General features: G+C 63.5%; 18 protein-coding genes and 2 pseudogenes. 9 read left to right on the top strand and 11 right to left on the bottom strand.

Annotated elements, in window-relative coordinates; all coding sequences use genetic code 11:
* Positions 1-13: 13 nt before the first annotated feature.
* From BQ8008_RS11045 to BQ8008_RS11035, 3 genes are all read right to left on the bottom strand, one after another.
* Positions 14-826: a DUF4956 domain-containing protein gene (locus tag BQ8008_RS11045; protein WP_108834032.1), complete on the bottom strand. Its 813-nt coding sequence runs from the start codon at positions 824-826 to the stop codon at positions 14-16.
* 286 nt (positions 827-1,112) lie between these two features.
* A complete protein-coding gene (locus BQ8008_RS11040) occupies positions 1,113-1,934 on the bottom strand; it encodes a polyphosphate polymerase domain-containing protein (protein ID WP_108834031.1) in 822 nt (273 codons plus the stop codon).
* Positions 1,889-2,884 (bottom strand): DUF4956 domain-containing protein, encoded by a 996-nt coding sequence (locus BQ8008_RS11035; RefSeq protein ID WP_108834030.1) that lies wholly within the window; start codon positions 2,882-2,884, stop codon positions 1,889-1,891. The genes BQ8008_RS11040 and BQ8008_RS11035 overlap by 46 nt, the downstream gene beginning before the upstream one ends.
* Positions 2,885-3,588: 704 nt before the next feature.
* On the opposite strand from BQ8008_RS11035, the gene nrdH reads away from it, so the two are divergent.
* From nrdH to nrdE, 3 genes are read left to right on the top strand one after another with little or no spacing between them, the layout of a single operon-like run.
* Positions 3,589-3,834, top strand: a complete 246-nt coding sequence (gene nrdH / locus BQ8008_RS11030; RefSeq protein ID WP_003788409.1) for a glutaredoxin-like protein NrdH — start codon at positions 3,589-3,591, stop codon at positions 3,832-3,834.
* Positions 3,835-3,850: 16 nt separating this feature from the next.
* Complete coding sequence (nrdI, locus tag BQ8008_RS11025) at positions 3,851-4,261, top strand: class Ib ribonucleoside-diphosphate reductase assembly flavoprotein NrdI (RefSeq protein WP_108834029.1); 411 nt, start codon at positions 3,851-3,853, stop codon at positions 4,259-4,261.
* Entirely contained in the window at positions 4,246-6,402 is a 2,157-nt protein-coding gene (gene nrdE / locus BQ8008_RS11020; RefSeq protein WP_108834028.1) for a class 1b ribonucleoside-diphosphate reductase subunit alpha, read from the top strand. The genes nrdI and nrdE overlap by 16 nt, the downstream gene beginning before the upstream one ends.
* A 403-nt stretch (positions 6,403-6,805) precedes the next feature.
* Here the strand turns inward: nrdE and BQ8008_RS11010 are convergent, their stop codons facing one another.
* Positions 6,806-7,513 carry an NB-ARC domain-containing protein gene (locus BQ8008_RS11010; protein WP_108834027.1) on the bottom strand — a complete coding sequence of 236 codons (708 nt, stop codon included), beginning with the start codon at positions 7,511-7,513 and terminating at the stop codon, positions 6,806-6,808.
* A gap of 382 nt (positions 7,514-7,895) precedes the next feature.
* Here BQ8008_RS11010 and BQ8008_RS11005 point away from each other — a divergent pair, with 382 nt between their 5' ends.
* The 6 genes and pseudogenes from BQ8008_RS11005 to BQ8008_RS10980 form a co-directional block, all read left to right on the top strand.
* On the top strand, positions 7,896-10,529 hold the full coding sequence (locus tag BQ8008_RS11005; RefSeq protein ID WP_108834026.1) for a DUF7926 domain-containing protein: 2,634 nt from the start codon (positions 7,896-7,898) through the stop codon (positions 10,527-10,529).
* A gap of 366 nt (positions 10,530-10,895) precedes the next feature.
* Positions 10,896-12,392 (top strand): sugar porter family MFS transporter, encoded by a 1,497-nt coding sequence (locus BQ8008_RS11000; RefSeq protein WP_199907983.1) that lies wholly within the window; start codon positions 10,896-10,898, stop codon positions 12,390-12,392.
* Positions 12,393-12,490: 98 nt separating this feature from the next.
* Positions 12,491-13,256: pseudogene (locus tag BQ8008_RS14140) on the top strand (IS1634 family transposase); the annotation flags it as partial.
* A 228-nt stretch (positions 13,257-13,484) separates the two neighbouring features.
* Positions 13,485-13,796, top strand: a complete 312-nt coding sequence (locus tag BQ8008_RS10990) for a hypothetical protein (RefSeq protein WP_199907982.1) — start codon at positions 13,485-13,487, stop codon at positions 13,794-13,796.
* Complete coding sequence (locus BQ8008_RS10985; protein ID WP_108834025.1) at positions 13,793-14,659, top strand: sigma-70 family RNA polymerase sigma factor; 867 nt, start codon at positions 13,793-13,795, stop codon at positions 14,657-14,659. Before BQ8008_RS10990 ends, BQ8008_RS10985 begins: the two co-directional genes overlap by 4 nt.
* 366 nt (positions 14,660-15,025) lie before the next feature.
* Positions 15,026-16,016, top strand: a pseudogene (locus BQ8008_RS10980) (integrase core domain-containing protein); the annotation flags it as partial.
* Here the strand turns inward: BQ8008_RS10980 and BQ8008_RS13930 are convergent.
* The 7 genes from BQ8008_RS13930 to BQ8008_RS10950 form a co-directional block, all read right to left on the bottom strand.
* On the bottom strand, positions 16,000-16,140 hold the full coding sequence (locus BQ8008_RS13930) for a restriction endonuclease (RefSeq protein WP_159086796.1): 141 nt from the start codon (positions 16,138-16,140) through the stop codon (positions 16,000-16,002). The pseudogene BQ8008_RS10980 and the gene BQ8008_RS13930 sit on opposite strands and share 17 nt — an antisense overlap.
* Before the next feature lie 186 nt (positions 16,141-16,326).
* Positions 16,327-17,157 (bottom strand): AEC family transporter, encoded by an 831-nt coding sequence (locus BQ8008_RS10970; protein ID WP_159086795.1) that lies wholly within the window; start codon positions 17,155-17,157, stop codon positions 16,327-16,329.
* A 61-nt stretch (positions 17,158-17,218) separates the two neighbouring features.
* Complete coding sequence (locus BQ8008_RS10965; RefSeq protein WP_108834022.1) at positions 17,219-18,799, bottom strand: IS1634 family transposase; 1,581 nt, start codon at positions 18,797-18,799, stop codon at positions 17,219-17,221.
* Between the two features lie 100 nt (positions 18,800-18,899).
* On the bottom strand, positions 18,900-19,073 hold the full coding sequence (locus BQ8008_RS13375; protein ID WP_159086794.1) for a hypothetical protein: 174 nt from the start codon (positions 19,071-19,073) through the stop codon (positions 18,900-18,902).
* A gap of 68 nt (positions 19,074-19,141) precedes the next feature.
* Positions 19,142-20,629, bottom strand: a complete 1,488-nt coding sequence (locus BQ8008_RS10960; protein WP_108834021.1) for an NCS1 family nucleobase:cation symporter-1 — start codon at positions 20,627-20,629, stop codon at positions 19,142-19,144.
* A 68-nt stretch (positions 20,630-20,697) separates the two neighbouring features.
* Positions 20,698-22,482, bottom strand: coding sequence for a glyoxylate carboligase (gene gcl, locus BQ8008_RS10955; protein ID WP_108834020.1), 1,785 nt, complete (start codon positions 22,480-22,482; stop codon positions 20,698-20,700).
* The gene (locus BQ8008_RS10950) at positions 22,479-23,411 is read right to left on the bottom strand and encodes an NAD(P)-dependent oxidoreductase (RefSeq protein ID WP_108834019.1); all 933 of its coding nucleotides are present in this window, start codon (positions 23,409-23,411) and stop codon (positions 22,479-22,481) included. Before BQ8008_RS10950 ends, gcl begins: the two co-directional genes overlap by 4 nt.
* Positions 23,412-23,454: the final 43 nt, after the last annotated feature.

Below are 23,454 nucleotides of genomic sequence, written 5' to 3'. Positions count from 1 at the left end.
CAGTCTTCCGGTCTCAGCGTGCGGCGACGTTCTGCTGCGCGGCGGAGCGGGTGACGTACTGGGCGGCCGGCGTGATGGTGACGGGCTGGGTGTCGGTCTGGCCGGTGCGGGTGCTGGTCTGCACGGTGCTCAGGCGTGTGCCGGCCCAGGCGTGAGCGGTGGGGGAGGCGGGCGCACCGGCCGGCTCCAGGGCGGGGGCGACGTCGTCGGAGGCCTGGGAGGCGTAGGTGGGCTTGGAGACCTTAGCGGGTTCGGCCTCGAGCTCGGCGGGGGTCTTGCGAGGCACCCGGAAGCGGACGTCGACGATGGTGGTGTCGTTGACCAGATCGAGGCGCTGGACCTCGACCGAGCGGACCTGTCCGCCCAGGGTGTGCTCCAAGTGGGCCATGAGGGCGGTCTCGTTGGTGATGGCGTGGTCGAGCACGATCACCTGGTGGCGGTTGCGGCGCATGAGTGCCGGGTGGTCGCCGATCCATAGTGCGGCGACGACGGTGGCCATGAGGGATGCCACCATCCCGATCGGCGCGGTCTGGATCCCGCCGAGCAGGCCCAGGGCCAGGGCCGCGAAGAAGTAGGCGACCTCGTGCTGGGCCAGCTCGGTGGAGCGCAGGCGGATGATGGACAGGACACCGAAGAGCCCCAGGCCCAGACCGGCCGCGACGCTCGCGGTCGACAGCAGCAGGGTGACGGCCAGGACGCCCACGTTGACGCCGATGTAGGCGGCCATGAGGTCCTTGCGGGAGTGGCGAGGGGCGTAGAGGGCGCCGACCAGGACGGCGAGGGCGACGAGGTCGGCAGCGATGTAGGTCAGAGTGGTCAGGCTCATCCGGTGGCTCCTGTCAGGGTTATTCGGACCGGCGACGGGGCCTGGCCGTGAGGCGGGCGCCTGAAGGTCGAGCATGCGCTCTGGGCGCGCCGCGGCGGTGTGGCTCCGTCCGGTGAACAACAGTCAAGGGGCGCATTTCATGAGCGGGCTGTGAAAGGGGCATGGGTGAGGCATGACTTGTCCCGCCGCCGGTGTGAAGCAACGAACAGCGACCCCGGGACGGGCGAAGCCCGTTACTCCCGGAGTCGCTGGTGAGGGGGTGAGGCTGATGTGTTTCGGCTGCCGTTCAGGCCGCGACCTGGCGCTGCCGCGTCTGACGTTGGTAGCGCCCCAGGTCACGCTTGATGGTGCGGTGCCACCGGTTGGTGGGCAGGTTCGCGTACAGCAGCGCCATCCCGGTGGCGTACTTCGAGATACGGGCCGGCCGGTGCCCCTGGCGCCACAGCAGGCGGTCCGTGGGAGAGGCCGTGGACGGGTTCTTCGTCTCGACGACATTGAGATGTCCCACTGATATGCCCGTCTTGAGGCGTCGCCCGTCGGGGTCGAACAGGTCCCAGGTGAGCTCAGTGTCGAAGGTGGCCCGGGCCTCGTCGTGGGGCAGGTGCAGGGTGGTGCGGCTGTAGGTGGAGTCCATGACCGGCACGAGGGCCTCGGCGATGGTGCTCGCCTCGTCCGGGGAGCAGGTGGAGGACTCCACCAGGCGCTCGATGATGAACAGGCGGCCGTCGGGTGTGACGCGGTCGGCGTCGTCGGGGTCGTACTTGAAACGGTCCTTGACGGTGGACTCGCGTGAGCCGTTGGTCTTGACCTCCAGGAAGCACAGGCCGGAGTCCAGGTAGGTGCGGGTGCGGATCTTGTATCGCCGACGGCGTTTGCGGGCGGCCAGGAAGTAGGCGTCCAGGCCGGGGGTGTCGAAGTAGGTCGACGCATAGCGGAAGTGCCGCAGGCCGTCGATCTGGAGGACCTGCGCTCGCGGGGCGAGGTAGTCGATGACCTCCTGGGTGTCGCGGGGCGGGACCAGGTACTTGCGGTCCATGCGGGTCAGGAGGCTTGCCTCGGAGTTCAGCTGGGCAAGGGTAATGGTCTTGATGCCTTCGGTGTTCGGCACAGTGCGGTCCTTTCCGGGTGCGGAAGGAGGTGGGGAGGGCGTGCGGCGCCGACGTCGTGGACCGAGTCGGCAGGACCGGCGGTCAGTTGTGGCGGGGGTGCGCCACGGGCGGTTGACTGGCTGTACTGGGGGGAGATGTGCCGCTGCCTGTTCCCGGTGATCCAGTCGTAGCGGGGTGGGGCGGTGGCTGTTGTTGCAGCGCTGTCGGTCGTGGGGGCCTCAGGCCAGAGCTGCTGCCCGGTGGGCTGAGTCTGGGCGGGAGCCTGAGACGCAGCCTCCTGGATCAGGTGGGCCCCCTGCGGGGCCTCCTCCCGATGCGCCTGGGCGGACTGCGGTGCACCGGCGGCCTCGAGCTGCGCCATCGGCTTCGCCGTGCGGGGCTGACGACTTAGCCGGTAGTGGACCTCGACGATGGTGGTGTCGTTGACCAGGTCCAGGCTCTTGAGGTCGACGCTGCGCACCTGGGCACCGAGCAGGTCCTCGAGCTCGAGGATGAGCTCGTCCTCGTTGCTGATGGCCTGGTCGAGTGTGACGGTCTGGTTGCGGTTGCGGCGCATGAGGGCAGGGTGGTCGCCGACCCACAGGGCGGCGAGGATGAGGACCATGAGGATGGAGACGATGACGAGGTGACTCTGGATCCCGCCGAGCAGGCCCAGGGCCAGGGCTGCGAAGAAGTAGGCCACCTCGCCCTGCGCCAGGGAGGAGGAGCGCAGGCGGATGATGGACAGGACGCCGAAGAGGCCCAGGCCCAGGCCCGCTCCGACGTGGCTGCTCGATGACAGGAGGAGGGTGACGGCCAGGACGCCCACGTTGACGCCGATGTAGGCGGCTACGAGGTCACGACGTCCGTGGCGTGGGATGTAGAGCGCTCCGACCAGGAGGGTGATGGCCACCAGGTCGGCGCCGATGTAGGCCAGCGCGATTAGCAGTTCTTGCATCAGCTGCTGCATGTGGAGTCCTTAGGGGAGGTGGGTTGGGAACCGGAATATTACAAATCCGTAACGATAACGATAAATCGACCCCTGTGAAGATTTCTAGAGCAGAAGCCTCTCTTTCTGATGTGAGACTGCGTACTTTCAGCGCATCTGTCCGTCGCCTTGCGGGCGTCCGCGTGCGTGTCTTGTGCCCTCAGGCGCGGTGCTGCCGGTGGCGGGTGTCCGGAAGAATCATTTTCAACCATCCCCGACCCTGAGTGTCGGCTGGTGTTTTGCTGGGAGTGGTGACACGCCGAGCGTGCACGTGCCCGAGGGTGAATTTCTCCTCTTCGTCCCCAGGGGTGGGGGTAGATAGCCGACGGCGACCGAACCTCCCTGTGGCTAAGGGCTCTGAATAGATGTCACACCCGTGTAAGACCATCGTTCTGCGGATCGTGGGGCCGGGGTGCGGCGTCACCATCAAGGTGGCTGTCAGCCGTCTCCACTGGCCGTCCACAGCTCGGTGAGTGTTTTCCACAGAAGGGAGGGGTGGTGTGCACAGGACCATGTCAGACACAGCATCTTGGGGTGGTGGACCCGGCTTACCCCAAGGGGTAGTGTCTTGCTCCGCGGGGCCCTTCTGGCCTCCCGTGAATGACAAGCGTGTGGTGCTGCCGGCTCAGTCCCTGCCCAGGGACGGGCCGCAGTCACCGCCACCGGACCCTGAGGAAGAGACGGCCATGGCGATCACCATCTACAGCAAGCCCAACTGCGTCCAGTGCACGGCCACCTACCGCGCCATGGACAAGGCCGGCCTGTCCTACGAGACGGTGGACATTTCCCTGGATGCTCAGGCCCTCGAGCAGGTCAAGTCGCTGGGCTACGCCCAGGCTCCCGTCGTCGTCGCCGGAGAGGACCACTGGTCCGGCTTCCGTCCGGACAAGATCAAGACCCTCGCGCTCGCCGTCGAGTCCGTCGCGGTCTGAGACCGCGGGGCGCGCCGTGAGCAGCAGGCCCCTTCTGGTCTACTTCTCCTCCACCTCGGAGAACACGCACCGATTCGTGGGCAAGCTCGGCTTCCCGACGGCGCGCATCCCCCTACGGCGCACGGACCCGCCGCTGGTGGTGGACGAGGAGTACGTCCTGGTCGTGCCCACCTACGGCGGCGGCTCCGTCAAGGGGGCGGTGCCCAAGCAGGTCATCGCCTTCCTCAACAACCCGGACAACCGGGCCCTGTGCCGGGGCGTCATCGCCTCGGGCAACACCAACTTCGGCCAGGCCTACTGCCTGGCGGGTGACATCATCGCCAGCAAGCTGGGGGTGCCGTTCCTGTACCGCTACGAGCTGCTCGGCACCCCCACGGACGTCGCACGCGTCAAAGAAGGATTGGAAGACTTTTGGCAGACACGCTGACGGACACCGGATCAGAGACCGTGTCCTCCCCGGATCTGGACTACCACGCGCTCAACGCGAAGCTGAATCTCTACGACGCGAACGGCAGGATCCAGTTCGACGCCGACCATGAGGCGGCCCGGCAGTACTTCCTCCAGCACGTCAACCAGAACACGGTGTTCTTCCACGACCTGGAGGAGAAGCTCGAGTACCTGGTCGAGGAGGGCTACTACGAGGGCCACATCCTGGACAAGTACTCCCCGGAGTTCGTCAAGGACGCCTTCAAGGCCGCCTACGCCCACAAGTTCCGCTTCGAGACCTTCCTGGGCGCCTTCAAGTACTACACGTCCTACACGCTCAAGACCTTCGACGGGAAGCGCTACCTGGAGCGCTTCGAGGACCGCGTCACCATGGTGGCTCTCACCCTGGCCGACGGCGACGAGCAGCTCGCCCTCGATCTCATCGACGAGATGATGTCCGGCCGCTTCCAGCCGGCCACCCCCACCTTCCTCAACGAGGGCAAGGCCCAGCGCGGCGAGCCCGTCTCCTGCTTCCTCGTGCGCATCGAGGACAACATGGAGTCGATCGCCCGCGGCATCAACTCCGCCCTCCAGCTGTCCAAGCGCGGCGGGGGAGTGGCCCTGCTGCTGAGCAACCTGCGTGAGATGGGCGCCCCCATCAAGCGCATCGAGAACCAGTCCAGCGGCGTCATCCCCGTCATGAAGCTGCTGGAGGACTCCTTCTCCTACGCCAACCAGCTGGGAGCCCGCCAGGGCGCCGGGGCCGTGTACCTGCACGCCCACCACCCCGACATCATGCGGTTCCTGGACACCAAGCGCGAGAACGCCGACGAGAAGATCCGCATCAAGACCCTCTCACTGGGCGTCGTCATCCCGGACATCACCTTCGAGCTGGCCCGCAACAACGAGGACATGTACCTCTTCAGCCCCTACGACGTCGAGCGCGTCTACGGCATGCCCTTCGCGGACGTCAACGTGACCGAGAAGTACCGCGAGATGGTGAACGACGGGCGCATCAAGAAGAAGAAGATCAACGCCCGCACCTTCTTCCAGACCCTGGCGGAGATCCAGTTCGAGTCCGGCTACCCGTACGTCATGTTCGAGGACACGGTCAACAGGGCCAACCCCATCAAGGGCAAGGTCGTCATGTCCAACCTGTGCTCCGAGATCCTCCAGGTCTCCGAGCCCAGCGAGCTCAACGAGGACCTCACCTACGCTCACGTGGGCAAGGACATCTCCTGCAACCTGGGCAGCCTCAACATCGCCAAGACGATGGACTCCCCGGACTTCGCCCGCACGATCCGCACCGCCGTGCGCGGCCTGACCGCGGTCAGCGACCAGACCCACCTGCCCAGCGTTCCCTCCATCGACCGGGGCAACCACGAGTCGCACGCCATCGGTCTGGGGCAGATGAACCTCCACGGCTTCCTGGCGCGCGAGCGCATCCACTACGGTTCCGAGGAGGGCCTGGACTTCACCAACGTCTACTTCGCCTGCGTCCTGTTCGCCGCCCTGACGGCGTCGAACGAGATGGCCGTGGAGCGAGGGGAGAGTTTCGTGGGCTTCGAGGACTCGACCTACGCCAGCGGCGAGTTCTTCGAGAAGTACGTGACCCAGGACTTCGTGCCGGTCACCGAGCGGGTGAAGGAGATCTTCGCGGCCTCCAGCGTGCACGTGCCCACGCGTGAGGACTGGGCCGAGCTGGCCGCCAAGATCAAGGAGGGCGGCCTGTACAACCGCAACCTGCAGGCGGTTCCGCCCACCGGCTCAATCTCCTACATTAACAACTCCACCTCCTCGATCCACCCGATCGTGGCCAAGGTGGAGATCCGCAAGGAGGGCAAGATCGGCCGCGTCTACTACCCGGCGCCCTTCATGACGAACGACAACCTCGAGTACTACCAGGACGCCTACGAGATCGGCCCCGAGAAGATCATCGACACCTACGCCGCGGCCACGCAGCACGTGGACCAGGGCCTGAGCCTCACGCTCTTCTTCCCGGACACGGCCACCACCCGCGACGTCAACCGCGCCCAGATCTACGCGTGGCGCAAGGGCATCAAGACCCTCTACTACATCCGCCTGCGCCAGGCCGCCCTCATCGGCACCGAGGTCGAGGGCTGCGTCTCCTGCATGCTGTGAGACGGCCGCCGTCAGCTGCCCGCCAATGATCGACGTCGGGGGCAGGAGGGTATGACTCCTCCTGCCCCCGACGTCGCACTGGATGGGGGAGTTGTCGGTGCGAACCGCTTCGATGATGCGCAAAACCCGGCTCGCCCACCGTCCGGAAGGCTGCCGGGTCTACTTCACAGGGCTACTGCCCTGAGCAGTTTGAGCATACCCGATGATCGGGCGGTATCTGGAACAGCGCAAGCGCCGGGCCCACATGACCACACGGGTGCACCGGCGCAGCTCGCGTACGGTGGCGTGCGGGTCCTCCCCGGTCGGGAATCCGCGCAGGCGCCAGTGCATGGCCAGCAGGGAGCCGGTGATCGCGTGCCAGAAGGTTGCCACTGCGCGGACGCCGGTGCGGGCCGCCGAGGCGCTACTCGAGCTCGTCGTCAGCGCTGTCGTCGGAGCTGGACTCATCCTCGGGCTCGCGCCACACCTCGTCGCAGCGGTGGACGCTCGTGGCGATGAGGCGGGCGTTGGGCAGGTCCACCGTGCGCACCCAGTGGCCGGCGTCGAGCGCGTTCTTGCCGAAGTCCTCGTGCCGGTTGATGAGCCGGGGAACGAGCACCTCCTCGGGTACGTCGATGTGGATGAGCAGGTCGATCCGTTCACGCACCGCGCCCCAGCCGCGTGTCTCAAGGGCCAGGTAGTTGCCCTCGGTGATGACGGCGCCCGGCCCGGTCACGATGCGCCCGGCCGCCACCGGCTCGTGCAGGTCTCGCCGGTAGACCGGGACGAGGACCTGCTTGGCGCCGTCGGCCCGCACCCGGTCCAGGGTCGCCAGGTAGCCCTCGACGTCGAAGGTGTCCGGTGCGCCCTTGCGGTCGTGGCTCCCCAGCTCGTTGAGGACGGCGTCGGACAGGTGGAAGCCGTCCATGGGGACGAGGCCGGCGAAGATGCCAGCTGCTTCGAGTCCGGCCTCCAGCTGCTCGGCAATCGTTGACTTGCCCGAGCCGGGAGCCCCGACGAGCCCGACGACGAGGCGTGCGGGTGCGTCGTCGGCCGCCAACCGCTGCGTGAGCTGATCGACGAGGTTGCTGACAAGGGTGGCGATCTCGCCCACCCGAACCGTGGGGCTCATGGAACTATTATCTCAGTCAACTACCTGACTGAGCGGTGGATGCGACGTTTGTATCCATTGTGATGCCTTGGAGATCGCGTGCCGGGACCAGAAGTGACGTCGTAGGAAAAAAGGCGTTCCTCAGAGGGGGCGGGCAGCCGCAAGTCAGCGGAGCCGAGTGTCGGTGAACCTGGTGCCGAGGGGGTGGCGGGAACTGGGTGAGCTCGGGCCCGTGATGGCGATTAGCGGGCCGGCTGCGGTGGCACGTTCATGCAGGTCGGAGACCTAACGGACGCCGATTCGTGACTGCGGATGAGATCCGCGCCATTGGAGAGCGCCTGCTGTCGACGTTAGGTTCAGTCGGTCATCAGGTAAATCTCAGAAATCTTCCGAAAGGTTGCCCGTGTCCTCCATCCCTATTCCCAGGGTGCATGGCACTCCTGCGCGTGCGGCGGGTGCTCTTGTCGCACTTGTCGCGCTCGTCGCCACGCTCCTGGCGGTCCTGCCCACGCAGGCCCGAGCCGCCAACAATCCGTCGATCGCCGTCTCCGGCCTGTCGCTCGTGGCCTCCAGCGCCAACGGCGTCGAGGAACCGGACAACACCTCGGTCAAGGTCGATGAGATCCTCAAGCTGAAGTTCGCCTGGGATGCCCGCAACGCCAACGCCAAGAGTGGCGACTCCTTCCAGATCCAGCTGCCCGAGCAGCTCCGCAACCGGGAGCACCTCTCGGAGCCGATGAAGGTCTCCCACCAGGGCGCGGATCGCACCATTGGTGAGTGCGTGATGGACGACCGCACCATCACCTGCACCTTCAACAGCACTCTCGACACCATCCTTGGCCAGGGCTTCACCGGCCTGCAGGGCAACGGAACGGCCCTGGTGCGGGCTTCCGCGGCCATTGACTCGGCCAACGTGATGATCGATGCCAACGGCAAGCAGATCGAGGTGCCCGTGCCCGGCGGCAAGATTGCTGACAATGTCGGACTTGAATATAAGCCGCAGTGGATGAGCAAGTGGGGCTCCGATGTCACCAGCACCTCCAAGAAGGTGGACTGGGTGGTGACCTTCGGGCCTGACCAGGTCAAGGAGTCCCTTGAGAACAAGGGCGGGTCGCTGGTCGTGGACGGCAAGACCCGATCGACCATCACCTTCTCCGACCAGCTCGGTCCTGGGCAGGCCTACGTTCCGGCTAAGAGCGAGTGGAAGCTGAAGATCGGAAACGCTCAAGGGCGGAACCGCCTCTACGGTCAGGTCACGGATGCCAGCGGCGCCGACCAGGACACCAGTCAGGGCGACTTCGACCTCGATGTCACCGTCCAGGGCAGCACCGCCACCATCACCGTGACCGGTCCCTTCGCGCCGCAGACCAACTACTTCCTCTACTACACCTCCACCCCGTCAACGGCCGACGGCGTCATCCAGGCCGGCGTGGAGTACACGAACAAGGTCTCCGTGGTAGGGAGCGATCTGGAGCACTTCTACTCGGTGTACTACTCCAAGTCCTTCACCATTGACGTCAACCTGCAGCCAGGATTCGGTGGACTGGATGTCACCAAGCTCCTCACCGGGACCGAGACTGCCAAGGTGCCGGCCGGCACCACCTTCAACGTCAACATCAAATACACCCTGCCCGGCGGCGCCACCACCGACACCTATCCGGGGTGGACGGCTCCGGGGACCGTCAACCAGGACCGTACCGGTGGAGACACATCGATGACTGTCACCGTCGGTGAGAAGGCCGTGTATAACGGCACCTTCCCGGCTGGGACGGTGCTGACTCTGAGCGAGGACACGACGACGGCCTCGACCAATCCTGCCGGCGTCGTCTGGGGCACCCCGGTCTTCATGGTGGGGGACGAGGCCACCTCCACCCTGACCATCGAGAACCAGAAGTCCACGGCCGTGAAGTTGCGCAACGCCGCTGACCCAGTTGCCGTGGAGGAGGGTGACTTCACGGTCACCAAGGCCCTGGCCGGCGACGGTGACTTCAGTGGCTCGACCTTCGAGTTCTCCTACACCTGCACCGACGGCACCGAGGGGACTCTGACAGTGACCGGGGCGGCGACCTCGGAGAAGTCCAAGAAGATCAAGGCCGGTTCAACCTGCACCGTGACCGAGAACGGCGCCAAGGCGGCTCAGGGCGGCTACACCCTGACCGCCCCGGATGCGCAGACCGTGACGATCGCCAAGGACCAGACGGCCCAGGTGACGATGACCAACACCTACGCCCGCGACATGGGTACCTTCTCGGTGACCAAAAGCGTCACCGGCGCTGAGGTGGGGGACAAGGAGTTCACCTTCTCCTACACCTGCGACAACAACGCCAAGGACACGCTGAAGGTCAAGGCCGACGGCGCCGCGGTCTCCGGCCCCCAGCTGCCCGTGGGCACCAAGTGCACCATCACGGAGGACGCGCAGGCCGCCCAGATCGAGGGGCACACCCTGGAGGCACCCGCCTCCCAGGAGGTGACCATCGGTGAGAAGAACCAGGTGGTGGCCACGACCTTCACCAACACCTACACGCCCAAGGCAACGCCCTCACCGTCTCCATCGGCGAGCGAGTCCCCCTCGCCGTCGCCGAGCGCCTCGTCGACTCCCAGCGAGTCCTCGACGCCGGCGCCCTCGCCGAGCTCTTCGCCGTCCCCCAGTGAGTCGCCTTCGCCGTCGGCGAGCGAGTCCCCGACGCCTGGTGGGACCCCGGACCCGAGCGAGTCCCCGACGCCGGCGCCCAGCGAGTCGCCGTCCCCGGACCCGAGCGAGTCCTCGACGCCGGTGCCCAGCGAGTCGCCGTCCCCGGATCCGAGCAATACCCCGGACCCGAGCGACCCCGCCACACCTGGCGACCCCTCCTCGCCGAACGAGCCCCCGCAGGCCGGGCCCAGTGACCCGCCGGTGCCGGACCCGACGCCCGGGGCTCCCAGCGATCCCTCCGGGAACCCGCTGGCCAGCACCGGTGTCAGGATCGGTCTGCCGTTGGCGGTCGCCGTATTCGCCGTCATGGGAGGTGCCCTGCTGGTGAGCCGCCGCCGCGCCTGAGGCTGGTTGCCAGCCCTCACCCATCCGGGGACACGCCCCCGAGCACGCCCAGTCCTACGACGGGGTGCGCTCGGGGGCGTCGTCGTCGGCAAGCCGTGACATGAGCCGGACGCCTTCACCGTAGGCCGGCGCCGGTAACGGGTCCGGTTCGAGCGGAGACTCCCGCCACTCGAATCAATCGACTGAACGTCAAGGACTTGGGTCCTGGCCGGGCGCCGTCGAACCGGGGCGGAGGCGAGGGCGGGGAAGAGGATGACGAAATAGCCACTGTGGCACCGGGCACGGTCGTAGCCTGAGGGGGTCCGCCATGCCGCACGGCACGAAGCGAGTGCCGTGTGCGACTCTTCCGACGTCAGGAAACACACCATGGCAGAGTCATCCTCGTCATCACAGTCGTCATCCTCCCGGACACCAGCCGCCTCCTCCCCGGCACCGACCTCGGACGATCCGGCTTCGACCGTCAGCCGCATCAACGCCCGGATCATTGGCATCTGCGTGGCCGCGGCCCTGGGTGGGTTCCTCTTCGGCTTCGACACCGCCGTCATCAACGGCGCCGTCGACGCCCTCTCCGACCAGTTCGCCCTCAGCGATGCCCTCAAGGGCTTCTCCGTCTCCTCGGCGCTCATCGGCTGCACGCTGGGTGCCTGGTTCGCCGGGCCGGTCTCCAACCGGCTGGGCCGCGTGCCCGTTATGCTCATCGCCGCCGTCATGTTCCTTGCCTCCGCACTCGGCTCGGGGCTGGCCTTCGGTGTCATCGACTTCATCGTGTGGCGCGTGGTGGGTGGCCTGGGCGTGGGGGCGGCCTCCGTCATCGCCCCGGCATACATCGCCGAGGTCTCCCCGGCGAGTGTGCGCGGTCGCCTGGGCTCCCTCCAGCAGCTGGCCATCGTCGTCGGCATCTTCTCCTCTCTGCTGGCCGACGCCTGGTTCTCCGGACAGGCGGGTGGGGCCGCCAAGGAGCTGTGGCTGGGGATGGAGGCCTGGCGGTGGATGTTCATCGCCGAGGCCCTGCCCGCCCTGGTCTACGGGCTCTTCGCCTTCCGGCTGCCGGAGTCCCCGCGCTTCCTCGTGGCGCGCGGCAACTACGACAAGGCCTCCCAGGTGCTCTACGACTTCACCGGCATCGTCAACGTCAACCTCAAGATCGAGGAGATCCGCTCCACCATCGACTCTGAGAAGCGCGAGTCCCTGTCCGACCTGCGCGGGTCGGCGCTGGGTCTCAAGCCGATCGTGTGGGTGGGCATCCTGCTGTCCGTCTTCCAGCAGTTCGTGGGCATCAACGTCATCTTCTACTACTCGACGACGTTGTGGCGCACCGTGGGCTTCGAGGAGTCCGACGCCCTGACCATCACGGTCATCACGTCGGTGACTAACATCCTGGTGACGATCCTGGCGATCCTCCTGGTGGACAAGGTGGGACGCCGGCCCATGCTGCTGGCCGGCTCGTTCTTCATGACCGTCTCCCTGGGGCTCATGGCGCTGGCCTTCTCCTTCGCCAATGTCAGCGGTGGCGAGGTGACCCTGGAGGCGCCATGGTCACCGATCGCGCTGGTGGCGGCCAACCTGTTCGTCGTGGCCTTCGGGGCGACCTGGGGGCCGCTCGTGTGGGTGCTGCTGGGCGAGATGTTCCCCAACCGGATCCGTGCCGGGGCGCTGGCGGTGGCGGCCGCCGCCCAGTGGGTGGCGAACTTCTTCATCTCCACCACCTTCCCGAGCTTCTCCAGCATCAGCCTGACCTTCGCCTACGGCTTCTACGCCTTCTTCGCTCTGCTGTCCCTCATCTTCGTCTTCTTCCGGGTGCCCGAGACCAAGGGCAAGGAGCTCGAGGAGATGGAGGACCTGGCGGTCTGGCCTGACTCATGACAGTTTGGTGGGGTTTGGGTTTTGAGGTGGGTTTTCGTTGGTATCGCGTGGTGTTTGGGGGTGTGCTGACACACTAAAGGGCTAGTATGGTCGGGGTGGTGAGCCCGTTTCTGCGTAAGGTCAGGACCTCCTCGGGGGCCAGGGCGGTGCAAATCGTGTCCAAGTCCGGCGGTGTGCGCCGGATTGTGGAACCCCTGGGATCAGCCCACGACGAGGCCGAGTTGGAGGTCCTGCACGGGCCTACCTACCTGGGGCTGGGGGACGCCGCTGGTGGTGATCGGGCTTTTGAGCAGATGGGTCTGGCGCGTTTGATCGAGCCGACCTCCAAGGCCTAGGTCCCCCGTGTCCTGGGTGACCTAGGCCTGGACGCGGTCAGCGTGCGGACCTTGTTCCGCTCCCTGGGACACTGCGCGGAGCGGGGCTATCGGGAGGCGATCTCTCAGGCCCTGTTCGAGCACGTCACCGCCACCAGGGGGCTGTCCCTGTGCCTGCAGGCATGACCACGCTCTACTTCGAGGCCGAGCATGAGGATGACCTGCGGCGGGTGGGCTACTGGCAAGGAGAGGAGGGTCGATCCCCAGGTCATCGTGGGCCTGCTGGTCGACCGCCACGGGTTCCCCCTCCAAGTCGGATGCTGGGAGGGTAACCGGGCCGAGACCTCCACGATCATCCCCGTCGTGGAGGCCTTCCAGGCCGCTCACGGCATCGCCGAGTTAGCCCGTCGTCAACGGGCGCCGGAATGCTGTCGGTATCGAACCTGAGCGCGTTGGATGAGGCGAGGCTGCGGTTCATCGTCGGGGCCCGTACCACCCGGGTGCCAGGCGACTGGAGGCGCACTTCCATTGGGCAGGGGACGCCTTCACCCCTATTCAGCACTCCAGCAATGAGTTGTAAGCTTGTGTCGCAAGTTACACAACCAACAAAACTATAAATTATATCAAAAAAATGCTTATGATGCATAATTTTAGAATGTGAGAATGAACGCACCATCGAGTTGTCCCGTTCTGTCTTTCTGGTGCGTCGTCTGATCGAGCAGAGTGATTGAGCCCTGCTCGATATCTTCTCAAGTAACCCAAGCAGATTGATAGGGAGATGATCGATATGCAACGACTCATTGAATTCACAACAGATGACTCTGGTGCGAAAGAGGTTGAGTCTGCCGTTAGGGCTGCGTTCTCAACTTTAACAGAAGAGCACCCCGATTTCGTTCGTTTAGCATATTGGAGACTACAAGACACAAACAAATTTGTCGCTCTAATAGAACTTGAAGACGAGAAGAACAACCCACTACTAAATCTAGATACAACTGCAGTTCTACCGAAGGTGATTGGCTCCCACGTCGAAGGTGGCTATCCGATACCGCAGGTGATCGAGTTGATCGGTAGTTACGGGTTCGATCTGTGACCATCGACCAGAACTGGGATGCCTTCGCTTCGCAGGAAAAGTACCTGCGAGCGTTGGCTTTCCGATTCTTGCACAATTCTTTAGATGTGGATGATATTATGCAAGAGGCATGGATTCGTTATGATCAAATTGATAAGAACAATATTTCTAATTTAGAAGCTTGGCTCACTACCGTTGTTACAAGGTTATGCTTAGATAATCTTAGGAGAAATCGTAGGTTTGAGTCAGACTATAATCTGATAAATCATTCATTAGGCGAGTATGAGCCCGAAAGTAGTGTGGAATTAAATTGCAATATTGAAACAGCGTTTAATATTATTTTAGCCAAACTAAGCCCTTCGCAGCAAGTTGCTTTAATTTTACATGATATATTCGACTTTACTTTTGCTGAAGTAGGAAAAATTTTACAGGTTAGCGAAGGGGCTGCTCGGCGTCAAGCTAGTCGAGCGCGCAAGCATTTAAGGAATAATGAATTTCGTTTAAATCAACGTAAATTCAATGAAAGTGAAGTGCAGCGAGTTGTAAGTGCTTTTCTTGCTGCAGCTCAGGAGGGAAACGTTGATCAGCTAATATCTGTACTTCATCCTGGCGTTGTCCGAATAACTGATTCGGGGTCTGTAATTAGAGGGTCAGAAAAAGTTATAGCAGAAACTATCGAACTTCGAGCTAATGCACAAATGGCAAACACTTACTCTTTAAAAGGAAGGCCTATTATTTTAGTAGGGAGTCAGTGTGATCCTAAGTTATTGCTGTCATTCACTGTTTATGATAAAAAAATAATGGCCTATAATGTTACCGCCAACCGTAATCAAATAAATCTCTTGATGTTGAACGAGCGAGATTCATTTGATTTCAGTATTTAAGGCTGTGGCAGATAGGCTTTATTGATTAAATTAGATTATTCTTCAGATGGTCCTTCTGGTGTTTTGCAAGGTTGTTCGGGGTGTATTATTGATGTTCGGATTACTATAGTGAATTGGGGGAACGTGTCTAGGGTTGTCTTAACTCTCCTGATGGTGCCAAATATGGACATTAACTTGTTTGATGATGCACCTGACTCGGTTGATACTATAGTTTACATTCTTAGTGACATCACTAATTTTCTTGGCCTGCTTCCTAGGTGTTGTGGGTTATGAGGTTGTAGTCGTGGGTGGGGGGGGCAGCGGAGCTTGGGCCGTCAGGATGGGTGGTGCTGAATCATCCTTCTGGCAGGAGAAAGCCCCACTGCCATGACCCACCGTAACGCTGTGTTGACGCCTCAGGGCCGCCTACCGGCTGGTGATGCGTGTCCAGGCCGGTCGTCCTATCACCGCTGTAGTCGCCGAGGCCGGTATCGCCCACACCGCGATGTCCAAGTGGATCGCTCGCTACCGCCAGAGCGGAGCCCCGGCACTCGAGGACCGCTCCAGCGCCCCACCCAGACCAGTTCCAAGACTGTGGACCTCATCGAGCACTGACGCCGCACCCGCAAGGGTCCGCCCGCCGTATCAGCCACGAGCTCGCCCAGCGCGGGACAGTGGTGTCGGTACGTACCGTGACCCGCTGGCTGGACAGAGCCAGCCTGAACCGCCGACGCGACACCCGACCCCACCGGGCAGACCAACCGGGCCAGCAAACCCATCCTGGCCCGCTTCCACGGGCCGCATAATCCACCTGGACATCAAGAGTCGGACGCATCCCACCGAGAGGCGGCTGGCGGGCCCACGGACGCGCCCGACCCCGAGGCCAAGGCCTCCAGGCGGGACAAAGAAGCCAGAACCGGCTACACCTACCTGCACACCGCCATCGACGGCTCCTCCCGCCCGGCCTACACCAAGGCCCCGGATGACGAGAAGGCCTCCACCACGATCGGCTTCTTCTGCCGCGCCCGGGCCTTCCTGGCCGCCCACGGCGTCATCAGACTCGTACGGGTGGTCACCGACAACGGGGCGAGCTACCGCGCCCAGACCTTCACCGCGACCATCACTCCCTGGCCTCGCGCCACCAGAGGATCCGCCCCCACACCCCACGCCACAACGGCAAGGTCGAGCGCTACAACCGCATCCTGGCCGAGGAGTGCCTCTACGCGCGCACCTACACCTCACAGCAGCATTACCGCGACACCGTCGCGGTGTGGAACCACCGCTACAACTACCACCGCCCCCCACACCGCCTAGCCACAACCAGCCTCCCACCACCCGCGTCCCAGCACACGCCACCAAACTCATGACCTCATACAGTGCTCGCGGGCCACCAGGTCGATGCCGCGGTCCGGGCGCGCGCCGCGGTCCGGCCAGTCGCACCACATCCACACGTCGTCGAAGCGCTCGGCGTAGCGCGGATCCGTAAGAAGGAACTGGCGCACCAGGCGCTCGAAGCTTGTGCCCTTGCCCCGCTGCGTCTTTGCCTCGAAGAACAGGTCGTCCAGAATCTATGCGATGCGCGACTGACTCATGGGGAGAAGCATACGAGGTGAAGCGCTGTGCCCTGCACGGTGGACTGATGCGTGACAACGTGTGGCACAGCGTCACTCCTTGCCGTCCCAGCAGGCTCACATCGTGTTCAGGGTCAGCATGATGGGGAGCGTCAGAGGAAACATCAGCATGGTGCTGATGATGATCGAGGCGGCTGCATCGGATTCATGATCGTAGGCGATAGCAAGGTTGAGCGCGGCCGAGGCGGAGGGCACTGCCAGCATGATGAGAGCGCTGAGAAGCCACACGGATCCCGTGGATGAGTCGGTGAAGGCGACAAGCCGTAGGACAAGGGCCCCGATCGCGGGGAGAAGCAGCGTCTTGATGCCGGCCGCCGTAAGAACGGTGAACAGGGGTACCGTTCGCCGCCTGACTGCGTGAAGGGCTCCGGGGACTGCCAGGCCAGCGACGAACAATGCGCAAGGAACGGTCGCGCCCGCCAACAGCGTGGTCGTCGTCAGGATGACGTCCGGCACGGGAATGGACATGATCTGAGTGATCACACCGGTTCCGACACCGAGGGTGGCCGGGTTGAAAGAGGCCGTGAGCACGCCGATGATGCGATGCCGCGGTGACGGCCGACCCTTCGATGCCCCTGTCTGGGGGCTCTGGCCCATGTGAGCACCGAGACCGACGAGGCGACGCAGCGCGGGGTACCCCACGAGGAAGAGCAGATTGTGCAGAAGCTGCATGATTCCGGCAGGTAGTCCAGCCTCGGGGCCTGCTAGGCCGGTGGCGATCGGCACTCCGAGGTAGGCGACGTTGCCCCAGGTCGCGCAGAGCGCCACCACGCCGATCTGCTGGTGCCTCAGGGTCCCGCGGGGCCATCGTCGCAGCAGGATGAGCCCGATGACGACAAAGCTCGCGCCGGCCAGGACTGGTCCGGGCAGCAGCACGAGCCAAGGCACACCTCCGGTAGGACGTGGAGCTTTGACCTGAGTCCTGACAGTTTAGTGCCCGTTTGGGGTGTCAGATCTCGGGGGCGATGTCTAGCGCGTTGAGGATGGTCTGGGCTTGGGGCGTGAGTGGGTGGCTAGCGGTGATCGTCTGGCCGGCTAGGTGGATCTGGGCGGTCTGGATTGGTTTGAGTGTATGGATGATCTTCTTGATTGATGTGCCGGTGGTGTCTTGGAGGTAGCGGGCGACGGCGAGAGCGGTGATCACCATGGTCAAGTGCGCTTCGATGGAGTCTTTGCGGTGGTGGAAGATCGGGCGGGCGCGCAGGTCGTGCTTGCTCATTCGCCATGACTGCTCCACGTGCCACAGGCTCCGGTAGGAGCTGACGACCTCAGCAGCATTCATGCGCTTACTTGTCATATTGGTGACATAGCCCTTCAGGCCCGCTGTTGCGCGGGCCCGCTTGAGGGATGCCTCATCAAGTGACAAGTGGTCTGCGGATCCCTTCACGAACCTGGGGCGGCGGGCAGTCTTCTCGCCGTCGATCACAGCCTTGGCCTTATTCTCCTGCGCCGTCAGGGTCGTGTTGTCGTGGGCGAAGCGCTTGGCGCTGTAGTGCCACACGACCCGCCACGACTCCGGGTTGTCCTGCGGCGTCCAGGCCGGGCGGCTCCTGACCTTCGACCTGCCCTTGAGAGACTTGATTCCCTTCCTGGGAGTGGTGGTCTCGATGATCTGGCCATCGGTATAGGCCTCACCGTGGAAATGCGTGTGCTCGGCCAGGTCCCAGGGCGCCTTGGTGGTCTTGGACCCGACGATGAACGACAAACCAGCCTTATCCAAGGCGGTCAGGTTCGTGTAGGACATCATGCCGGCATCCGCCACCACCACCAGGTCTGCCGGATCGACACCATGGGCGTCCAGGAAGCCTTGGACCGTGGGTACGATGGTCTTGGTCTCGGCGTGGTTTCCTTCCCAGCACCCCACCTGGAGGGGGAAGCCGCCTCTATCGACGAGCATGCCGACCGTGATCTGCGGATCTACCCTGCGCTCTTTGGAGAAACCGACCTTGCGCAGGTCATCCTCCGTCTCCGTCTCGAAGTACAACGTGGTCACGTCGTATAAGACCAGTGAGAGGTCACCGCAGGCGTTGACACGCTTGTAGAGGGCGGCCTGGATACTGCTCCTCCAGTCATTGTCGACGCAACTGGCCAGCGACCGGTAGAGCGTACGGACCGTCAGCGGCTGAACCCCGATCTCGCCCAGCACCCGCGGAACCTGCGCCTTGCTGGTGGGCTCCACCAGCCGTGCGAAGACCATCTGCTTAAAGCCCTCATCGCCGTCGACCGCCTCGCCCAGACCAAGGACCTCCCAGGCATGAGACAGGACCTGGATCAGCAGCGCGCTCGTCGTAGCGCCCATCAGGGCGCTGCCCGACACGATCGGCTTGGGCGCGCCGACCAGGGCTTCCAGGTCCAAGCTCGTCTGGCCCGCCTGAGCGATCTGGCGAGCCTTTTCCATCAGGACGGCGAGCTCGGCCTCATCATGAGCCGAGCCAACGTGCTTAACCATGCGCCTACCGCGGCTCTTGAACACGACCTTGACCGCCGTCGCCCCAGAAGACGTCACATAAGTGTTGATCGAAGGCGTCACCCACCAACCCTACACACCCCGAATTAGTGCCCGAACCAACTCAGCCACCCGCACAATCCCAACGAAAACCCACCACCAACACCTTCAACCAACAAAAAAGTCAGGAGTCAGGTTTGACGATAACGGTGAACAGGTAGCAGGGAAGAGTGATGCGGAAGACGAACTCATTGAGTGGGTTCAGTGCCTGGCGAAAATGTCTGCTTCTCGCCGACACGACGCCGAGAGCGCCGATCAGGAGGAGGGGAGCCAGAAGCGCCACCGTTGTCAGCAGCATTGGCTCACCTCCTCCCTCTCGTCAGCAGGGCGGCGTTGTCGATACTGGCCTGTGGTTCAAGAAGTGCGTCAGTCGCCGGAGCCGGTGGGCAGGGGCTTGTTGCCCCGCAGCGTCTGCACGATCCAGTAGCACAGGGCTCCTAATGGTGCGGCGATGAACCAGGAGAAAGGAGACACCTTGCTGAAAGCCGGAACCAGGGCGATGCACAGAGCGACGATGGCCGCCGGAATGAAGCCGAGCAGAGCGTCGGTATTGAGGCCTCCTCGGTAGAAGTAGCGTCCTTCCGGATTGGGGGAGTACAGATCCCGCAGGTCCACTCGTGACCGCTTGTAGTAGAAGTAGTCAAGTGTGAGGATTCCGAAGAAGGGGCCGAGAAGCGCCCCGAGAGAACCGAGGAAGTAGTTGATCGCTGTTGGGCTTCCATAGAGGTTCCAGGGAGTCACGACGATCGATGCGATGACGGACACGATTCCGCCCACCCTGAAAGAGATTTTTCTAGGGTTGAGGTTGGACAGATCGAAAGCTGCCGAGACGAAGTTCGCCACAATATTCACCCCGATCGTGGCCACGATGAAGGCGATCGAGACCACGTAGAAGACGACGTCGTTGTCGATGCGTGACAGCAGGTCGCCCGGATCATGGAAGGCCTCGCCGTAAACCTTGATGGCAGCGGCAGAGCACAAGACCGAGGTCAGAGCGAAGGCGGTCCAGTTCAGAGGCAGGCCCAGAACATTTCCCATGACCACGGAGCGACGACTCGGTGCGTAGCGGGCGAAGTCGGAGAAGTTGAGCATAAGGGTCGCCAGCGTCCCGATTGTCAGTCCCACCGTCACGAAGATCTGGTAGAACTGCGTGCCGATAGGGGGTGTGACGTTATCCGCGTTGACTGTCCACCTGAAGTCCCAGCCTGCCTGGGAGAGCATCCAGACTCCCAGGCCGATCATGATGACCCAGATGATCGGTCCGGCAGCACCCTGGAAGTGACGCACCGCCTCCATGCCTCGCCAGACGATGATCAGCTGGATCCCCGACAGGATAAGGAAGGCCACCCACCCGGACAGGCGTAGCCCCACGAAGGACGCGGTCCAGTGCTGCATGGGAGGGAAGATCCGCATCAACAGCAACTCCAGCGAGATGGATGCCAGATAGGTCTGGATCCCGTACCACGCGATAGCGACGATCCCTCGAACCAGGGCCGGGAAGTTCGCACCCCACACGCCCCAGGTGACGCGGGAGATGACCGGGTAGGGCGCTCCGGTCTCATACCCCATCAGCCCGGATACGCAGCAGGCGATGAAGATGATGAATGTTGCGATGAACACTCCGATGACGATCGATAAGGGGGTCATGCCCATAATGACGCCGGTGCCGATGAACAGTCCTGCTGCGAAGGTGTAGTTCGAGGCGTTGTGGGCGTCATTCATCCACAGTGAGAACAGGGCGTAACTGTTCCACTGGCGGTCGCTGGCGCGGGCGGGAGCGAGATCGTCATTGAACAGCCGCCCCTGAGGATCACCCTCCCGGAGCTCGTCGTAGTCCGCTTCGAGCGCTTTCACAATACTCTCCTTGAGTAGTCAGTCGTCTTAAAACTTGAATTGCGATTGTCGATTTCATATGTAGGTGTCTACTTACTCTCCTGTTGCAGGGCCACGGCCATAGGGGCGTCGAGCGCCGGGTTCTCGGCGAGCTCCTCGAACTCAGTGACGGCGTCAACGGCAGCTCCCATGGAGATATTCGTGACGCGCTCGAGGATGGCTTCGACAATGACGGGAACACTGAATGTCTGTGCTGTCTGACGCGCTGTGCGCAGGGCTTCCGACAGTTCCTCAGGTGTTCGTGCCCGTATCGCCTTGCAGCCGAGCGACTCGGCGACGCCGATATGGTCGACCCCGTAGCCGTCGGTCTCAGGCGCGTTGAGATTCTTGAAGGACAGCTGGACCTGGTAATCCATGTCGAAGGCCCTCTGGGACTGGCGGATGAGTCCGAGATAGGCGTTGTTGACGACGACGTGAACGTACGGAATACGGAAGTGCGCGGCCACAGCCAGCTCCTCGATGAGGAACTGGAAGTCGTAGTCACCGGACAGCGCCACCACGGGTGTCTGCGGATCGGCAACAGCCGCACCGATCGCGGCGGGGATCGTCCACCCCAGGGGACCCGCCTGACCCGCATTGATCCAGTGGTGCGGACGATAGACGTGCAGCATCTGCGCCGCGGCGATCTGGGACAGTCCGATAGTGGTGACGTAGCGGGTCTCGGGCCCGAAGGCGCGGCACATCTCCTCGTAGACGCGCTGGGGCTTCAACGGCGCCTGGTCGAAGTGGGTGCGGCGCAGCATCGTCCGCTTGCGCTCGTTGCACTCCTCGACCCATTGCCGATACCTCTCGACCGGACGCCCGTAACGTTCGCGGGCAGTCGCGAGAAGCACCTCCAGGGCCGCTTTGGCGTCGGACACCGAGGAGAAGTCAGCGGGGAAGACCCTGCCGATCTGAGTCGGCTCGACGTCGATGTGCACGAAACGGCGCTCGCCCCGGTAGGAGGTGAGGTCACCGGTGTGGCGGGCGGCCCAGCGGTTGCCGATGCCGATGACCAGATCCGCCTCCAGGAAGGTTGCGTTGGCGTAGCGGTGGGAGGTCTGGATTCCAGCCATTCCTTGGGCGAGGGGGTGGTCGTCAGGGATCGAGCCCCAGCCCATCAGCGTCGAGATCACCGGAATCCCTAAGAACTCGGCGAGACTGACCAGCTCTTGGGAGGCATCGGCGTTCATGATGCCGCCGCCGGCAATCAGCACCGGGTGCTCTGCGGCGTCGAGCATGTCCAGAATGGTGTCGGCCTGGTACGACGACATCCTCGGGACCGGCACGGGAAGCGGCTCGTAGGCATCGATGTCGAAATCGATGGTGGCCATCTGCACGTCCATGGGGAGGTCGATAAGAACTGGGCCCCGACGTCCCGTCCGCATGAGCTGGAAGGCCTTGGCGAAGGTGCCCGGAATCTGTGCTGCTTCCAGGACCGTCGTGGCCATCTTGGTGACCGGCTCCGCGATCGAGGCGATATCGACCCCCTGGAACTCCTCCTTGTGAAGCATGGCCACCTTGGCCTGGCCCGTGATGCACAGGATGGGAATGGAGTCGGCCCAGGCCGAGTACATGCCTGTGACCATGTCGGTCCCTCCCGGACCGGAGGTACCGATGCATACTCCGATGTTTCCCGGCACTGTGCGCGTGTAGCCCTCCGCCATATGGGAGGCGGCCTCAACATGCCGCGCCAGGACATGCCGTATTCCACCGTGCTCCTTCATGGCGGAGTACAAAGGATTGATGGCGGCACCGGGGACCCCGAAGGCCTGGGTGGCGCCCTCCTTCTCCAGGATCTGGACGATTGCGTCGACTGCACGCATGTGTGTCATGACTGTTCTTCTCTCTGATCGTTACTGGATGTGCCGCTGAGCAGCTCGATGACCTTGAGTAGGGCGGAGTGATCGAGGTCCGTCCACCCGTTGGCCTCTGCCGCGGTGAAGAGCTGGGCTACGGAACTGGCTGTAGGCAGGCAGCAGCCGGAAGAACGTGCGGTCGACTGGACGATCCCCATGTCTTTGCTGTGCAGCCTGATGGTGAAAGTGGGGCTGAAGCTCCGAGAAACGGACGCCTCGCCCTTCAGGTCCAAGATCCTGGAGCCGGCCAGGCCCTGCGAAAGCGCCCCGAGTGCGTGGACGGGGTTCACGCCGTTGTGTTCAAGCAGGATGATGGCCTCGGACAGGACGGCCAGGGCGCCTCCCACAATGAGCTGGTTGGCGGCCTTTGTGACCTGGCCCGAGCCCTCCTGTCCCATGCGGGTGATGGTTGTGCCCATGGCGGACAGGAGCGGCTGGGCCTTGGCGAAGGTCGCCTCTTCGCCCCCGACCATGATGGTGAGGCTGCCGTCGCGCGCCCCTTTGGTGCCTCCTGAGACGGGTGCGTCGAGGAAGTCGATTCCCAGATCCCGGCACCGTGCGGCCAGACCCCTTGCCTGGTCGGGGGCGATCGTGCTCATGTCGAGCATGAGGCAGCCGCGCGGTGCTCGGGCCGCGATCCCGTCAGGCGCCTCCATGAGCTCTTCGACGACGTCGCCGTCGGGCACCATGGTGATGACGGCGTCGGCCTTCTCAAGGATGCTGCCGAGATCCGGTGCGTCGATCCCGCCGGCTTCCGTGAAGAGACGGGTTCTCTCGGCGCTCCGGGAGTGGCCGCGCACGACGAAACCCGCTTTGAGCAGGTTCAGCGCCATGGGCAGGCCCATCGAACCCAAACCGATGAAGCCCACGGTTCGTATGGTCTGAATATCGTCGTGCGCGGTCATGTCTTCCTCCCGGTCGTCGTTGACCGTCGTGGTTGCCTAGCTG

Source organism: Actinomyces sp. Marseille-P3109 (genome assembly GCF_900323545.1).
Taxonomy (GTDB): Bacteria; Actinomycetota; Actinomycetes; order Actinomycetales; family Actinomycetaceae; genus Actinomyces.
Note: the sequence above shows the minus strand (reverse complement) of the source record. Positions and strands in the feature narration are given on the sequence as shown.

Bases quoted from the DNA above. Each gene is read 5' to 3' on its own strand.
- BQ8008_RS11035 (WP_108834030.1), bottom strand. From the start codon at position 2,884: ATGCAGCAGCTGATGCAAGAACTGCTAATCGCGCTGGCCTACATCGGC.
- BQ8008_RS11010 (WP_108834027.1), bottom strand. From the start codon at position 7,513: ATGAGCCCCACGGTTCGGGTGGGCGAGATCGCCACCCTTGTCAGCAAC.
- BQ8008_RS11045 (WP_108834032.1), bottom strand. From the start codon at position 826: ATGAGCCTGACCACTCTGACCTACATCGCTGCCGACCTCGTCGCCCTC.
- BQ8008_RS10950 (WP_108834019.1), bottom strand. From the start codon at position 23,411: ATGACCGCGCACGACGATATTCAGACCATACGAACCGTGGGCTTCATC.
- BQ8008_RS11000 (WP_199907983.1), top strand. From the start codon at position 10,896: ATGGCAGAGTCATCCTCGTCATCACAGTCGTCATCCTCCCGGACACCA.
- nrdH (WP_003788409.1), top strand. From the start codon at position 3,589: ATGGCGATCACCATCTACAGCAAGCCCAACTGCGTCCAGTGCACGGCC.
- BQ8008_RS10990 (WP_199907982.1), top strand. From the start codon at position 13,485: ATGATCGATATGCAACGACTCATTGAATTCACAACAGATGACTCTGGT.
- gcl (WP_108834020.1), bottom strand. From the start codon at position 22,482: ATGACACACATGCGTGCAGTCGACGCAATCGTCCAGATCCTGGAGAAG.
- BQ8008_RS13375 (WP_159086794.1), bottom strand. From the start codon at position 19,073: ATGCTGCTGACAACGGTGGCGCTTCTGGCTCCCCTCCTCCTGATCGGC.